15 protein-coding genes and 1 pseudogene are annotated in these 14,491 nt (G+C 61.7%); 11 read left to right on the forward strand and 5 right to left on the reverse strand.

The genetic code is table 11. The features are described from left to right. Nucleotides 1-43: 43 nt before the first annotated feature. The gene (gene radC, locus TU80_RS05990) at nt 44-718 is read right to left on the reverse strand and encodes a RadC family protein (RefSeq protein ID WP_017846051.1); all 675 of its coding nucleotides are present in this window, start codon (nt 716-718) and stop codon (nt 44-46) included. A 143-nt stretch (nt 719-861) separates the two neighbouring features. Here radC and coaBC point away from each other — a divergent pair, with 143 nt between their 5' ends. From coaBC to argB, 4 genes and pseudogenes are all read left to right on the forward strand, one after another. Beyond that, entirely contained in the window at nt 862-2,070 is a 1,209-nt protein-coding gene (gene coaBC, locus TU80_RS05995; protein WP_017846052.1) for a bifunctional phosphopantothenoylcysteine decarboxylase/phosphopantothenate--cysteine ligase CoaBC, read from the forward strand. A 5-nt stretch (nt 2,071-2,075) separates the two neighbouring features. Next, nucleotides 2,076-2,531: a dUTP diphosphatase gene (dut, locus tag TU80_RS06000; protein ID WP_017846053.1), complete on the forward strand. Its 456-nt coding sequence runs from the start codon at nt 2,076-2,078 to the stop codon at nt 2,529-2,531. Nucleotides 2,532-2,773: 242 nt separating this feature from the next. Then, nucleotides 2,774-4,198, forward strand: a pseudogene (locus TU80_RS06005) (phosphomannomutase/phosphoglucomutase); the annotation flags it as partial. 22 nt (nt 4,199-4,220) lie between these two features. Continuing rightward, complete coding sequence (argB, locus tag TU80_RS06010) at nt 4,221-5,126, forward strand: acetylglutamate kinase (RefSeq protein ID WP_017846055.1); 906 nt, start codon at nt 4,221-4,223, stop codon at nt 5,124-5,126. 148 nt (nt 5,127-5,274) lie between these two features. On the opposite strand, the gene pyrE is transcribed toward argB, so the two are convergent. Then, on the reverse strand, nt 5,275-5,922 hold the full coding sequence (pyrE, locus tag TU80_RS06015; protein WP_017846056.1) for an orotate phosphoribosyltransferase: 648 nt from the start codon (nt 5,920-5,922) through the stop codon (nt 5,275-5,277). Between the two features lie 82 nt (nt 5,923-6,004). On the opposite strand from pyrE, the gene TU80_RS06020 reads away from it, so the two are divergent. After that, the gene (locus TU80_RS06020) at nt 6,005-6,784 is read left to right on the forward strand and encodes a catabolite repression control protein Crc (protein WP_003195493.1); all 780 of its coding nucleotides are present in this window, start codon (nt 6,005-6,007) and stop codon (nt 6,782-6,784) included. A 60-nt stretch (nt 6,785-6,844) separates the two neighbouring features. On the opposite strand, the gene TU80_RS06025 is transcribed toward TU80_RS06020, so the two are convergent. Both TU80_RS06025 and rph read right to left on the reverse strand, forming a co-directional pair. After that, nucleotides 6,845-7,213 (reverse strand): DUF4870 domain-containing protein, encoded by a 369-nt coding sequence (locus TU80_RS06025; protein WP_017846057.1) that lies wholly within the window; start codon nt 7,211-7,213, stop codon nt 6,845-6,847. A gap of 22 nt (nt 7,214-7,235) precedes the next feature. Further along, entirely contained in the window at nt 7,236-7,958 is a 723-nt protein-coding gene (gene rph / locus TU80_RS06030) for a ribonuclease PH (RefSeq protein ID WP_046381645.1), read from the reverse strand. A gap of 229 nt (nt 7,959-8,187) precedes the next feature. On the opposite strand from rph, the gene TU80_RS06035 reads away from it, so the two are divergent. The 6 genes from TU80_RS06035 (at nt 8,188) to TU80_RS06060 (ending at nt 13,484) form a co-directional block, all read left to right on the forward strand. Then, nucleotides 8,188-9,051 (forward strand): YicC/YloC family endoribonuclease, encoded by an 864-nt coding sequence (locus tag TU80_RS06035; RefSeq protein WP_017846058.1) that lies wholly within the window; start codon nt 8,188-8,190, stop codon nt 9,049-9,051. 10 nt (nt 9,052-9,061) lie between these two features. Further along, nucleotides 9,062-9,682, forward strand: a complete 621-nt coding sequence (gene gmk / locus TU80_RS06040) for a guanylate kinase (protein WP_017846059.1) — start codon at nt 9,062-9,064, stop codon at nt 9,680-9,682. 167 nt (nt 9,683-9,849) lie between these two features. Beyond that, nucleotides 9,850-10,113 (forward strand): DNA-directed RNA polymerase subunit omega, encoded by a 264-nt coding sequence (gene rpoZ / locus TU80_RS06045; RefSeq protein ID WP_003176920.1) that lies wholly within the window; start codon nt 9,850-9,852, stop codon nt 10,111-10,113. A 60-nt stretch (nt 10,114-10,173) separates the two neighbouring features. Next, complete coding sequence (gene spoT / locus TU80_RS06050) at nt 10,174-12,279, forward strand: bifunctional GTP diphosphokinase/guanosine-3',5'-bis pyrophosphate 3'-pyrophosphohydrolase (protein ID WP_017846060.1); 2,106 nt, start codon at nt 10,174-10,176, stop codon at nt 12,277-12,279. A 24-nt stretch (nt 12,280-12,303) separates the two neighbouring features. Continuing rightward, entirely contained in the window at nt 12,304-12,684 is a 381-nt protein-coding gene (locus tag TU80_RS06055; RefSeq protein ID WP_003176922.1) for a RidA family protein, read from the forward strand. A 56-nt stretch (nt 12,685-12,740) separates the two neighbouring features. Beyond that, the gene (locus TU80_RS06060) at nt 12,741-13,484 is read left to right on the forward strand and encodes a hypothetical protein (RefSeq protein ID WP_017846061.1); all 744 of its coding nucleotides are present in this window, start codon (nt 12,741-12,743) and stop codon (nt 13,482-13,484) included. Between the two features lie 128 nt (nt 13,485-13,612). Here the strand turns inward: TU80_RS06060 and TU80_RS06065 are convergent, their stop codons facing one another. After that, nucleotides 13,613-14,464 (reverse strand): SDR family oxidoreductase, encoded by an 852-nt coding sequence (locus tag TU80_RS06065; RefSeq protein ID WP_046381644.1) that lies wholly within the window; start codon nt 14,462-14,464, stop codon nt 13,613-13,615. Between the last annotated feature and the right edge of the window lie 27 nt (nt 14,465-14,491).

Genomic DNA, 14,491 nt, shown 5'->3' on the forward strand with positions numbered 1-14,491 from the left:
CCCCTTGAGGCTTGCAGCTGCAACCTTGCAACTGCTGCCCCTCCTACATCCACCCGTATTCCGCCATCGACAATGGATCACCATCGCCTACGATGATGTGATCCAGCACCCGCACATCCACCACTTCCAAGGCTTTTTGCAGAATCTTGGTCAATTTCCGATCAGCCGCACTCGGTTCCACACTCCCCGAAGGATGGTTGTGGCACAGGATCAACGCCGCCGCGTTATACGCCAGGGCGCGCTTGACCACTTGCCGCGGGTAAACCACGGTGGCGTCGATGGTGCCCTGGAACAAAGCCTCGAACCCCAGCACCCGATGCTTTGAATCGAGAAACAGGCAGCCGAAGATCTCGTGAGGCTCATGGCGCAACAGCGCCTTGAGGTAGTCCCGCACAGCGACCGGGCTTTCCAGCACCGAGTCGCTGCGCAGCTGTTCGGCCAAGTGGCGCCGGGACATTTCCAGTACCGCCTGCAGTTGGGCAAACTTCGCCGGCCCCAGCCCCAACTGCTGGCTGAACAGCACCTGGCTGGCCTCCAGCAGCGGGCGCAAGCCACCGAACTGCGCCAACAGATGCCGCGCCAGGTCCACCGCGCTTCGTCCGGCCACGCCGGTGCGCAGGAAGATAGCCAACAGTTCGGCGTCGGACAGCGTTGCGGCCCCCCATTCCAAAAGCTTCTCCCGCGGCCGCTCGGCCACCGGCCAATCACGAATACTCATCCCGCCTCCCTGTGCATGTGCGCCGCTGTTGCCTGGCGGACGCTGTGTTATCGTAGGCCCTCTTTTTTGCATGCGATTTCACCTGGGGAGGGGGCATCGCAGGCGTCACTGAACTGGCTTCACTGAACTGGAAAGGCAAACCAATGCAGCGTCTGTATCGGAAACGCATCGTTCTCGGCGTCGGCGGCGGCATTGCCGCCTACAAGAGCGCAGAGCTGGTTCGCAGGCTTCTCGACCAGGGCGCCGAAGTGCGCGTGGTCATGACCCGCGGCGGCAGTGAGTTCATCACCCCGCTGACCATGCAGGCCTTGTCCGGCCACCCGGTTCACCTGGACCTGCTGGACCCGGCCGCCGAAGCCGCCATGGGCCATATCGAACTGGCCAAATGGGCCGACCTGGTGCTGATCGCCCCGGCCACCGCCGACCTGATCGCCCGCCTGGCGCAAGGCATCGCCGATGACTTGCTGACCACGCTGGTCCTGGCCACCGACGCCACTGTCGCCATCGCCCCGGCCATGAACCAGGCCATGTGGCGCGACCCGGCCACCCAAGCCAACACGCAGCTCCTGCAAAGCCGTGGCCTCAAGGTGTTCGGCCCGGCCTCCGGCAGCCAGGCCTGCGGCGACGTCGGCATGGGCCGCATGCTCGAAGCCACCGACCTGGCACTGTGCGCCGCCGAGTGCTTCCAGCACCTGGCCCTGACTGGCAAGCACGTGTTGATCACCGCCGGCCCGACCCAGGAAAACATCGACCCGGTGCGCTACATCACCAACCATAGCTCAGGAAAAATGGGCTTTGCCCTGGCTGAAGCGGCGGTCGAGGCAGGCGCGCGCGTGACCCTCATCACCGGCCCGGTGCATTTGCCGACGCCCGATCGCGTCACCCGGATCGACGTGGTCAGCGCCCGGGACATGTTGGCGGCCTGTGAGGCGGCCATTCCCTGCGACCTGTTTATCGCCTCGGCAGCGGTTGCGGATTACCGCCCGGAAGTCGTCGCCCCGCAAAAGCTCAAGAAAGACCCTACCAGCGGCGACGGCCTGCTCCTGCAAATGGTGCGTAACCCGGACATCCTGGCCACCATCGCCAGCCGCCCGGACCGTCCGTTCAGCGTCGGTTTCGCCGCCGAGACCGAGCACCTGCTGGACTACGCCGCACGCAAATTGAAAGACAAAAACCTCGACCTGATCGTTGCCAATGATGTCGCCAACCCAAGCATCGGCTTCAACAGTGAGGAAAACGCCTGCAGCGTGATCGATCGCGACCTGCACGCCACCCTTTTCGCCCAGACCAGCAAGGGCAAGATTGCCCGCCAACTGATCTCTTTTATCGCCCAACGGCTGAACCAGGTTTAATTTACATGCACGCTTTGCAAGCCAAGATCCTCGACCCCCGCATCGGCACCGACTTCCCCCTGCCGGCCTATGCCACACCGGGCTCCGCCGGCCTGGACCTGCGCGCCATGCTCAAGGAAGACACCGTCCTCGAGCCGGGCCAGACCCTGCTGATTCCGACCGGCCTGTCGATCTATGTCGGCGACCCGGGCCTGGCGGCGCTGATTCTGCCGCGCTCGGGCCTCGGCCATAAGCACGGCATCGTGCTGGGCAACCTGGTCGGCCTGATCGACTCGGACTACCAGGGCGAGCTGATGGTGTCGTGCTGGAACCGCGGCCAGACCGCCTTCAACATCGTCGTCGGCGAGCGCATCGCGCAGCTGGTGCTGGTGCCGGTGGTGCAGGCGCACTTCGAACTGGTACAGGAATTCGACGCAACCCAACGCGGCGCAGGCGGTTTTGGGCATTCCGGCAGTCACTGACCACACCAAACCGGGGCGGACGCTACCGTCCGGCCCGGTTAGATGCCACCGCATGGCCTTTCAGGATGAAGAATGCGCGGACCTGACGAGCGACATTTTCCAAGTAAAATCAATGCATTACGCAGACATAAGCGCGGAGCGGATGCTCCGATGGCCTTTTTGCACCACGAACTCTGCACCGAAAACGCCGTCATACCCTTCAGTTTAAGCCTGCCGGTCAGCCACATTAAGGCCAGCCTTGTCTCTTTCAGATGGAGTTTCCCCCCGCGATGAGTACCGCCGCCCGAGTAGCCCCGACCTTCCCCGACAGCATCTTCCGCGCCTATGACATCCGTGGCGTGGTGCCCAAGACCCTGACCGCCGAAACCGCCTACTGGATTGGCCGCGCCATCGGCGCCCAAAGCCTGGCCCAGGACGAACCGAACGTTTCGGTCGGCCGTGACGGTCGCCTGTCCGGTCCCGAGCTGGTGGAGCAATTGATCCAGGGCCTGGCCGACAGCGGTTGCCATGTCAGCGACGTCGGCCTGGTGCCGACCCCGGCGCTGTACTACGCCGCCAACGTGCTGGCCGGCAAATCCGGGGTGATGCTCACCGGCAGCCACAACCCGTCGGACTACAACGGCTTCAAGATCGTCATCGCCGGCGACACCCTGGCCAACGAACAGATCCAGGCCCTGCACACACGCTTGAAAACCAACGACCTGACCAGCGGCAAAGGCAGCATCACCAAGGTCGACATTCTTCAGCGCTACTCCGACGAAATCACCGGCGACGTCAAACTCGCGCGCCGCCTGAAAGTGGTGGTGGACTGCGGCAACGGCGCGGCCGGCGTGATCGCCCCGCAACTGCTCGAAGCCCTGAACTGCGAAGTGGTGCCGTTGTTCTGCGACGTCGACGGCAACTTCCCCAACCACCATCCAGACCCGGGCAAGCCTGAAAACCTGGTGGACCTGATCGCCAAGGTCAAGGAAACCGGGGCCGACGTCGGCCTGGCCTTTGACGGCGACGGTGACCGCGTGGGCGTGGTGACCAACACCGGCGAAAACGTGTTCGCCGACCGCCTGCTGATGCTGTTCGCCCGTGATGTGGTGGCGCGCAACCCGAATGCCGAAATCATCTTCGACGTAAAATGCACCCGTCGCCTGACGCCGCTGATCAAGGAATATGGCGGTCGCCCGCTGATGTGGAAGACCGGTCACTCGTTGATCAAAAAGAAAATGAAGGAAACCGGCGCGCTGCTGGCCGGCGAAATGAGCGGCCACGTGTTCTTCAAGGAGCGTTGGTTCGGGTTTGACGACGGCATTTACAGCGCCGCTCGTCTGCTGGAGATCCTCAGCAAGGAAAAATCCACGGCACAGGAGCTGTTTCAGACCTTCCCGAATGATATTTCTACGCCAGAGATCAATATCCATGTGACCGAAGAGAGCAAATTCAGCATCATTGACGCATTGCACGATGCGCAATGGGGCGAAGGCGCCAACCTGACCTCCATTGATGGTGTGCGAGTCGATTACGCCAAAGGCTGGGGCCTGGTTCGCGCGTCCAACACCACACCGGTGCTGGTGCTGCGTTTCGAGGCGGATACCGAGGCTGAGTTGCAGCGCATCAAAGACGTGTTCCACGTCCAGTTGAAACGTGTTGCCCCCGATCTCCAATTACCGTTCTGATTTTTTTGCACCGGAGCCCTGAATGACCCTCGAACGCGAAGCCGCTGCCAACACCGCCAAGGTCCTGTCCGAAGCGTTGCCCTACATTCGACGCTACGTCGGCAAGACGCTGGTGATCAAATACGGCGGCAATGCCATGGAAAGCGACGAGCTGAAAACCGGCTTTGCCCGCGATATCGTGTTGATGAAAGCCGTGGGGATCAACCCGGTGGTGGTCCACGGCGGCGGCCCGCAGATCGGCGACCTGCTCAAGCGCCTGTCGATCGAAAGCCACTTCATCGATGGCATGCGTGTCACTGACGCGCAGACCATGGACGTGGTGGAGATGGTCCTCGGCGGCCAGGTGAACAAAGACATCGTCAACCTGATCAACCGCCACGGCGGCAGCGCGATTGGCCTGACCGGCAAGGACGCGGAGCTGATCCGCGCGAAAAAACTGACCGTGACCCGTCAGACGCCGGAAATGACCCAGCCAGAAATCATCGACATCGGCCAGGTGGGCGAAGTGATCGGTATCAACACCGACTTGCTGAACCTGCTGGTCAAAGGTGATTTCATCCCGGTCATCGCGCCGATCGGCGTGGGCGCCAACGGCGAGTCCTACAACATCAACGCCGACCTGGTTGCAGGCAAAGTGGCCGAAGCGCTGAAGGCTGAAAAGCTGATGCTGCTGACCAACATCGCCGGCCTGATGGACAAGCAAGGCAAGGTGCTGACCGGCCTGACCACCCAACAAGTGGACGAGCTGATCGCCGACGGCACCATCTACGGCGGCATGCTGCCGAAGATCCGTTGTGCGCTGGAAGCGGTACAGGGCGGCGTCGGCAGCTCGCTGATCCTTGATGGCCGCGTGCCGAATGCGATCCTGCTGGAAATCTTCACCGACACCGGTGTGGGTACGCTGATCAGCAACCGCAAGCGTCCTTAAACACAAAAAGCCCCACCCTCTGTAGGAGCGAGCTTGCTCGCGAAAAACGTAAAGGCGCCGCGTTCATCCAGAATAAACGCGTCATCGTTGGCGTTCTTCGCGAGCAAGCTCGCTCCTACAGGGGGTGGGGCTTTTTGTTGTGCGGCGTTTACTGGACGCCGAATTGCTCGCGGTACGCCCGTACTGCCGGCAAGTGTTGCTTGAGCTGCGGATCATCTTCCAGGAACTGCAACACCTGGTTCAACGACACGATGCTCACCACCGGGATGCCGAAATCGCGTTCCACTTCCTGGATCGCCGACAACTCACCATTGCCACGCTCCTGGCGGTTCAAGGCGATCAACACGCCTGCGGCCTTGGCACCCTCCTGGGAGGCGATGATCTGCATCACTTCACGGATGGCGGTGCCGGCGGTGATCACGTCGTCGATGATCAGCACGTTGCCGGTGAGCGGTGCGCCCACCAGGCTACCGCCTTCGCCATGGGCCTTGGCTTCCTTGCGGTTGAAGCACCACGGCAGATCGCGCCCATGGTGTTCGGCCAACGCCACGGCCGTCGCGGCGGCCAGGGGGATGCCCTTGTAGGCCGGACCGAACAGAACGTCGAAGGAAATACCGCTTTCAACGATGGCTGCCGCGTAGAAACGCCCCAGTTGAGCCAGGGCCGAACCCGAGTTGAACAAGCCGGCATTGAAGAAATACGGGCTGGTGCGCCCGGACTTGAGGGTGAACTCACCGAAGCGCAAAACCCCGCGATCGATGGCAAAACGAATGAAATCGCGTTGATACGCCTGCATGAAAAAAGCCTCAGATACCACGGATTTAGCTAATTAGGTAGACGGCGTGTATCATACACGCACGCGATTTTTGGGGCCATTTATGCGGATCATCAGTGTGAACGTTAATGGTATTCAGGCTGCAGTCGAGCGTGGTTTGCTCAGTTGGCTGCAAGCCCAGAATGCCGACGTCATCTGCCTGCAGGACACCCGCGCCTCCGCCTTTGAACTGGACGATCCAGCCTTCCAACTGGATGGCTACTTCCTTTATGCCTGCGATGCCGAAGTGCCCACCCAAGGTGGCGTGGCTTTGTACTCGCGGTTGCAACCCAAGGCGGTCATCAGCGGCCTCGGCTTCGAGACAGCCGACCGCTACGGGCGCTACCTGCAAGCCGATTTCGACAAGGTCAGCATCGCGACCTTGCTGCTTCCTTCGGGGCAGAACGGCGATGAAGACTTGAACCAGAAGTTCAAGCTAATGGACGACTTCGCCCGTTATCTGGATAAACAGCGACGCAAACGTCGCGAGTACATTTATTGTGGCTCGCTGTACGTGGCGCAACAGAAGCTGGATATCAAGAACTGGCGCGACAGCCAGCAATCCCCGGGTTTCCTGGCGCCGGAACGGGCCTGGATGGACGAGATTGTCGGCAACATGGGCTATGTCGATGCCCTGCGCGAAGTCAGCCGCGAAGGCGATCAGTACAGCTGGTGGCCAGACAACGAACAGGCTGAGATGCTCAACCTGGGCTGGCGTTTCGACTACCAGCTGCTGACCCCAGGCCTGCGTCGCTTTGTGCGCAGCGCACGCCTGCCACGCCAGCCGCGCTTCTCGCAGCACGCGCCGCTGATCGTGGACTATGACTGGACACTGACCATCTGAGGTCTTTGCCCAGGCACAAAAAAAACCGACATCGCTGTCGGTTTTTTTGTGCGCGCCTGGTTACTTGATCAGCCGCCAGGTCCATGGGTAGCGGTAGGCCGTGCCGTTGTTGGCCTTGATCCCGCCAATGATCGTCAGCACCAGCGCCGCGACCACCAGGATCAACATCAACAGGAAGCCGATCACCACGAACCCCAGCACCATGCAGACCAGCCAGGCAATGGCCACGGTGATCTGAAAATTCAGGGCTTCCTTGCCCTGATCATCGATCAGCGGGTCCATGTCCTTCTTGATCTGCCACAGGATCAGCGGCCCCAACAGGCTGCCGAAAGGGAACACCAGGCCCAGAAACGCCGCGAAGTGACACAACATCGCCCATTGGCGGACTTCCTTGGACGGTGCCGGAACCGGCAATTGACTGTCACTCATGGCGTTTCTCCTTGAAGCCGGTTCAGTCGGCCAGCGCGGCGTTCTGCAGCTCGAAAATCTCGGTCATGCCTTTCTGCGCCAGCGCCAGCATGGCATTCAGCTCAGACGGCTGGAATGGCGCACCTTCGGCGGTGCCCTGCACTTCGATGAAACCACCGGTGCTGGTCATCACCACGTTCAGGTCGGTCTCGGCGGCCGAGTCTTCCAGGTAATCCAGGTCCAGCACCGGCTCGCCCTGGTACATGCCCACCGACACAGCGGCGATCATCTGCTTGAGCGGGTCGCCGGCTTTCAGGCCGCCACGCTTCTTGATCACTTTCAACGCGTCGACCAGCGCAACCATGGCACCGGTGATGGAGGCAGTGCGCGTGCCGCCGTCGGCCTGGATCACGTCGCAGTCGACGTACAGGGTCACGTCGCCCAGCTTGGACATGTCCAGGGCAGCACGCAGCGAACGGCCGATCAGGCGCTGGATTTCCAGGGTACGGCCGCCTTGCTTGCCACGGCTGGCTTCACGCTGGTTACGCTCGCCAGTGGCGCGCGGCAGCATGCCGTATTCGGCGGTCAACCAACCCTGGCCCTGGCCCTTGAGGAAACGCGGCACGCCGTTTTCGACGCTGACGGTGCAGATCACCTTGGTATCGCCAAACTCGACCAGTACAGATCCCTCGGCGTGTTTGGTGTAGTTGCGGGTGATGCGGATCGAGCGGAGCTGATCGGCAGCGCGACCACTTGGACGTTTCATAGGGGATACCTGTACGGAGGACGAAAAACTGCCGAGCATTATAGAGCCGCGAGCCGATTCGGGGCACGTCTAAAAAATTCGGTTACGAATCGTCGACTGGCGGTGCTTTGTCAGTGCCAGGGTTTGGGGCCAATCGCCCCACTGCGCTACACTCCTGCGCCTTCGCAGCCTGTCGGCTTCAATTTACCCATCAGCCCGCCATCGCGGGACTGCAACGCGAGGTACCTCCATGGTGCACAGCATGACCGCCTTCGCCCGCGTCGAAAAAGCCGGCGCGCAAGGCACCCTGAGCTGGGAACTGCGCTCGGTCAACAGCCGCTACCTGGAGCCGCACCTGCGCCTGCCGGAATCGTTCCGCGACCTCGAAGGCGCGGTACGTGAAGCGCTGCGCCAGGGCATTTCCCGCGGCAAGCTGGAATGCACCCTGCGCTTTACCGAGGAAACCACCGGCAAACCGCTGCAGGTCGACCGCGAGCGCGCCGCGCAACTGGTCGCCGCCGCCGAAACCATCGCCGGCCTGATCAAGCAGCCGGCCGCGCTGAACCCGCTGGAGGTGCTGGCCTGGCCCGGCGTGCTGGTGGCCGACGCCAGCGACCCGCAAGCCCTCAACGCCGAAGCCCTCGCCTTGTTCACCCAGGGTTTGAAGGAACTCAAGGCCGGCCGCGAGCGCGAAGGCGCCGAGCTGGCCCGCCTGATCAGCGAGCGCCTGAGCGCGATCGAAGCCGACGTGGTCACCTTGCGCGAGCTGGTGCCGCAGATGCTCGCGACCCAGCGCCAGAAGGTCCTCGACCGCTTCGCCGACATGAAGGCCGACCTCGATCCGGTACGCCTGGAGCAGGAAATGGTCCTGTTGGCGCAGAAGAGCGACGTCGCCGAAGAGCTCGATCGCCTGAGCACCCACATCCTTGAAGTACGCCGCGTGCTCAAGTCCGGCGGCGCCGCCGGTCGGCGCCTGGATTTCCTGATGCAGGAACTCAACCGCGAAGCCAATACACTGGGCTCCAAGGCGTTCGATCCGCGCAGCACCACGGCGGCGGTCAACCTCAAAGTGTTGATCGAGCAAATGCGCGAACAAGTACAGAATATTGAGTAAGGCAACTTCCATGACCCACAGCACCGGCACCCTTTACATCATTTCCGCCCCCTCGGGCGCGGGCAAGAGCAGCCTGGTCAAGGCCCTGACCGACGCTGACGAACAGATCCGCATCTCGGTGTCCCACACCACCCGCGCCATGCGCCCGGGCGAGGTGAACGGCGTTCACTACCACTTCGTCGAGCGCACCGAGTTCGTCAAGATGATCGAGCACGGCGCCTTCCTTGAGCGCGCCGAAGTGTTCGGCAACCTCTACGGCACCTCGCAAAGCCACCTGCAACAGACCCTGGACGAAGGCCACGACCTGATCCTGGAAATCGACTGGCAGGGCGCCGAGCAAGTGCGCCAGCTGATGCCCAAGGCGCGGTCGATCTTCATCCTGCCGCCGTCCCTGGAAGCCTTGCACCAGCGCCTGACCAACCGCGGCCAGGACAGCGACGCGATCATCGAAGGCCGCATGCGTGAAGCCGTCAGCGAAATGAGCCACTACGTCGACTACGATTACCTGATCATCAATGACGATTTTGCCCACGCCCTGGACGATTTGAAGGCGATTTTCCGCGCCAATCAGCTCCAGCAAAAACGCCAACAACAGCGTTTCGGCAAGTTATTGGCCGAACTGCTCGGTTGATCAGCTCTTCCCAAAACCGCTGCGAGGGCCTTACATTGGCACTTGCAGCGGTTTTGCGAGAGCCTGGGGAAAATCAGCGCTTCCCTAAACGCTGGTGATTTTTTAAACTGTTTAGTCCGCTCGCCCAACCGGGCAGCGCGCATCTTGCATTCGCTCCGAGGAATACCATGGCCCGCGTAACCGTTGAAGACTGCCTAGAACACGTGGATAACCGCTTTGAGCTGGTCATGCTCTCTACCAAGCGTGCCCGTCAACTGGCCACTGGCGGCAAAGAGCCCCTGGTCCAGTGGGAAAACGACAAGCCTACCGTTGTCGCTCTGCGCGAAATCGCTGAAGGCCTGATGAGCTACGAGTTCATCGCCAACGCCGAGATCGTTGAAGACGAACCGCTGTTTGCAGCGTTCGAGGACGAGTCCAACGAGGCCGTCTAAGCCTATGCCTGGTCGACGTAGCACGGCGCGGTGTCAACGCACGCGGCAGGAGTCCATCCTTTGCCGAGCATAGACGCCCTCGCCGATCGCTTATCGACCTACCTCGGCCCAGACCAGGTCAACCTGGTCCGCCGAGCGTATTTCTACGCCGAACAAGCCCACGACGGCCAACGCCGCCGCAGCGGCGAGGCGTATGTCACCCATCCTCTTGCGGTGGCCAATATTCTCGCCGACATGCACATGGACCATCAGAGCCTGATGGCCGCGATGCTGCATGACGTGATCGAAGACACCGGCATCGCCAAGGAAGCGCTCAGCGCGCAATTTGGCGAAACCGTGGCCGAACTGGTCGATGGGGTCAGCAAACTGACCCAGATGAACTTCGAGACCAAGGCCGAAGCCCAGGCGGAAAACTTCCAGAAGATGGCGATGGCCATGGCCCGGGATATCCGTGTGATCCTGGTCAAGCTGGCCGACCGGCTGCACAACATGCGGACACTGGAAGTGCTGTCCGGCGAAAAACGCCGGCGCATCGCCAAGGAAACCCTGGAAATCTACGCGCCCATCGCCAACCGGCTGGGCATGCACGCCATTCGTATCGAATTCGAAGACCTCGGCTTCAAGGCCATGCACCCGATGCGTTCGGCGCGCATCTACCAGGCAGTCAAGCGCGCCCGGGGCAACCGCAAGGAAATCGTCAACAAGATCGAAGAGTCGCTGAGCCATTGCCTGGCGATCGACGAGATCGAGGGCGAGGTCAGCGGGCGGCAGAAGCACATCTACGGCATCTACAAGAAGATGCGCGGCAAGCGCCGGGCCTTCAACGAGATCATGGACGTGTATGCGTTCCGGATCATCGTCGACAAGGTCGACACCTGCTACCGCGTATTGGGCGCTGTACATAATTTGTACAAACCCCTGCCGGGCCGCTTCAAGGACTACATCGCCATTCCCAAGGCCAACGGCTATCAGTCGCTGCATACCACGCTGTTCGGTATGCATGGGGTGCCGATCGAGATCCAGATCCGCACCCGGGAAATGGAAGAGATGGCCAACAACGGCATCGCCGCCCATTGGCTGTACAAATCCAGCGGCGACGAGCAGCCCAAAGGCACCCACGCCCGCGCGCGCCAGTGGGTCAAAGGCGTGCTGGAAATGCAGCAACGTGCGGGCAACTCCCTGGAATTCATCGAGAGCGTGAAGATCGACCTGTTCCCGGACGAGGTCTACGTGTTCACGCCCAAGGGCCGGATCATGGAGCTGCCCAAAGGCTCCACGGCCGTCGACTTTGCCTACGCCGTACACACCGATGTCGGCAACAGCTGCATCGCTTGCCGCATCAACCGGCGCCTGGCCCCGCTGTCGGAACCGCTGCAAAGCGGCTCCACCGTGGAGATCGTCAGCGCACCGGGCGCCCGGCCGAACCCGGCGTGGCTCAACTTCGTGGTCACCGGCAAGGCGCGCACCCATATTCGCCACGCCCTGAAACTGCAGCGCCGCTCCGAGTCCATCAGTCTGGGCGAACGTTTGCTGAACAAGGTGCTCAACGGCTTCGACAGCGCCCTCGAGAAAATCCCCGGCGAGCGCGTGCAAGCGATGCTCAGCGAGTATCGCCAGGAAACCATCGAAGACCTGCTGGAAGACATCGGCCTGGGCAACCGCATGGCCTATGTGGTCGCCCGTCGCCTGCTCGGCGAAGGCGAGCAATTGCCAAGCCCGGAAGGTCCGCTGGCGATTCGCGGCACCGAGGGCCTGGTGCTCAGCTACGCCAAGTGCTGCACGCCGATCCCGGGCGACCCGATTGTCGGGCACCTGTCGGCGGGCAAAGGCATGGTGGTCCACCTGGACAACTGCCGCAATATCAGCGAAATCCGCCACAACCCGGAAAAATGCATCCAGCTCTCGTGGGCCAAGGATGTCACCGGCGAATTCAACGTCGAGCTGCGGGTCGAGCTGGAGCACCAGCGCGGCCTGATCGCCCTGCTGGCCAGCAGCGTCAACGCGGCCGACGGCAATATCGAGAAAATCAGCATGGACGAGCGCGATGGTCGCATCAGCGTGGTCCAACTGGTGGTCAGCGTACACGACCGCGTACACCTGGCCCGCGTGATCAAGAAACTGCGCGCCTTGACCGGTGTGATCCGCATCACCCGCATGCGTGCATAGCCCACCTCTTACAAGGAGTCATTCATGACCAAGACTGTTATCACCAGCGACAAAGCCCCAGCCGCCATCGGCACCTACTCCCAGGCGATCAAGGCGGGCAACACCGTCTACATGTCCGGCCAGATCCCACTGGACCCAAAGACCATGGAACTGGTTGAAGGCTTCGAAGCACAAACCGTACAGGTCTTCGAAAACCTCAAGTCGGTCGCCGAAGCCGCCGGCGGTTCGTTCAAGGACATCGTCAAGCTGAACATCTTCCTCACCGACCTGAGCCACTTCGCCAAGGTCAACGAGATCATGGGCAAGTACTTCGAACAGCCTTACCCAGCCCGCGCCGCTATCGGCGTCGCTGCCCTGCCAAAGGGCGCACAGGTTGAGATGGACGCGATTCTGGTCATCGAGTAAAACACCCGGCGCAGCCTCCACAGGCTGCGCCGACTTCGTTTTAAAAGGATTTCATGATGCGCAAAGCGCTTGTAGCCTCTTCGTTGCTCGCCCTGTTGCTCGGCGGCTGTGCCAGCAACCCCGCCGACCTGGATGTGAGCGGCACCTGGATCAACCAGGTTGCCATCGACGCGGCAGCCAAGGGCGGCCCTTTGCGTGAAGCACTGCAGAGCTTTGGCCCGAACCTCGAGTGGGACGTCAACACCAAGGCCCTGCAGGCCCGCTACTACAACGGTTTTGAAGTAGCGGAAGGCAAGTTGCTCGGTGAGAAGCCCGGTGCCTGGAGCGTCGACTTCTACGGCAGCGCCGCCACCGATCTCAAGCGCAAAGGTCGGCAACTGCTGCAAGTGGCCAACGACAACGAGCCCGAACAGCTGTTTGCCCGCGCCAAGGAACCTGCACCGGAAGGCGCGCCATTGGGCGCCAACTTCGAGCGCGCGCTGTACGCCGCTTATATGGGCGGCGACTGGAAAATCGCCAACGGCAATGGCGAAGGCGCCACCGTGCAGTTCCAGGCCAACGGCCAAGTGGCCGGCTTGCCGGGCGCCGATCGATATTCGTTATGCCTGGCGGGTGATTGCGCCTCCATGAGCGGCGGCTACGACAGCATGTGGTTGCAGCGCAACGGCGTGGGCAATGCGTGGATCTTTGCCCGCAAGGGCAAGCAGCTGGAAATCTTCCAGGCGATCAATACCTCGCAGGCCGACGAAGTGCCCTCGTTTACACCGGGGCCACGCCAGTGGCTGCTTGAAAAACAATAACCGTCATCCCACAGACCTGAATGTGGGAGGGGCGCTGCGACGATTCGACTTGCTCCCGATCGCGGTGCATCAGCCACTACAACCGTGGCTGACAAAGCAAACCCCCTCCCACCTTTTCTGACCGCGGCTCAGCCCTTCAGGATGGCCGCGTAGCCTTCGCGATAACTCGGATACGTCGGCACCCAGCCCAACGCCTTGGCCCGGGCATTGCTGCATTGCTTGCTCCCGGCGCGGCGCACACTGGCGTCATCGGACCATTGCGTCACACCCAGGTACTCACGCAACCAGGCCACCACCTCGGCCAACGGCGCCGGTGCGTCATCGACACCGATATAGATCCGATCCAGCGAACCGCCCTGCTCCACATGCCGCAATAAAAACGCCAGCAGGCCAGCCGCATCATCGACGTGGATCCGGTTGCCATATAAAGGCGGATCGATCGCCACGCGATAACCCTGGCGCACCTGCGTCAGCAGCCACTCGCGGCCCGGCCCGTAAATCCCGGTCAAGCGCACGATGCTCGCCGCAATGCCGCTGTTCAGCGCGATTTGCTCGGCTTCCAGCATCACCTGCCCGGAATAGCCTTTTGCCTGGGTCTCGGACGTTTCGTCGACCCATTCGCCCTGCTGCTGCCCATACACACTGCTGCTGGACACAAACAGCAGATGCTTGGGCTCCTGGCCGTAATCCTTCAACCACTCCAACACATGCTGCAACCCCTGCACATAAGCGGCGCGATAACCGGCTTCGTCGTGATCCGTCGCCGCCGCGCAATACACCAGGTAATCCACCCCGCCGATCGGCCAGGTGTCAGGGCAATCCTTATTGAACAGGTCACCGGCAATGCCGATCACGCCATCGGGCAGGCGCGAAATATCGCGCCGCAGGCCATGAACCTCCCATTCCGAGGCGAGCAATTGGCTGGCCAGCCGACTCCCCACATCGCCACAACCGGCAATCACAACAGAAGGCGCAGACATCACAAAACTCCGTACTGAAAGGTCTAG

Origin of the sequence: Pseudomonas veronii, from assembly GCF_001439695.1 — a bacterium.
In the GTDB taxonomy this organism is placed as follows: domain Bacteria; phylum Pseudomonadota; class Gammaproteobacteria; order Pseudomonadales; family Pseudomonadaceae; genus Aquipseudomonas; species Aquipseudomonas veronii.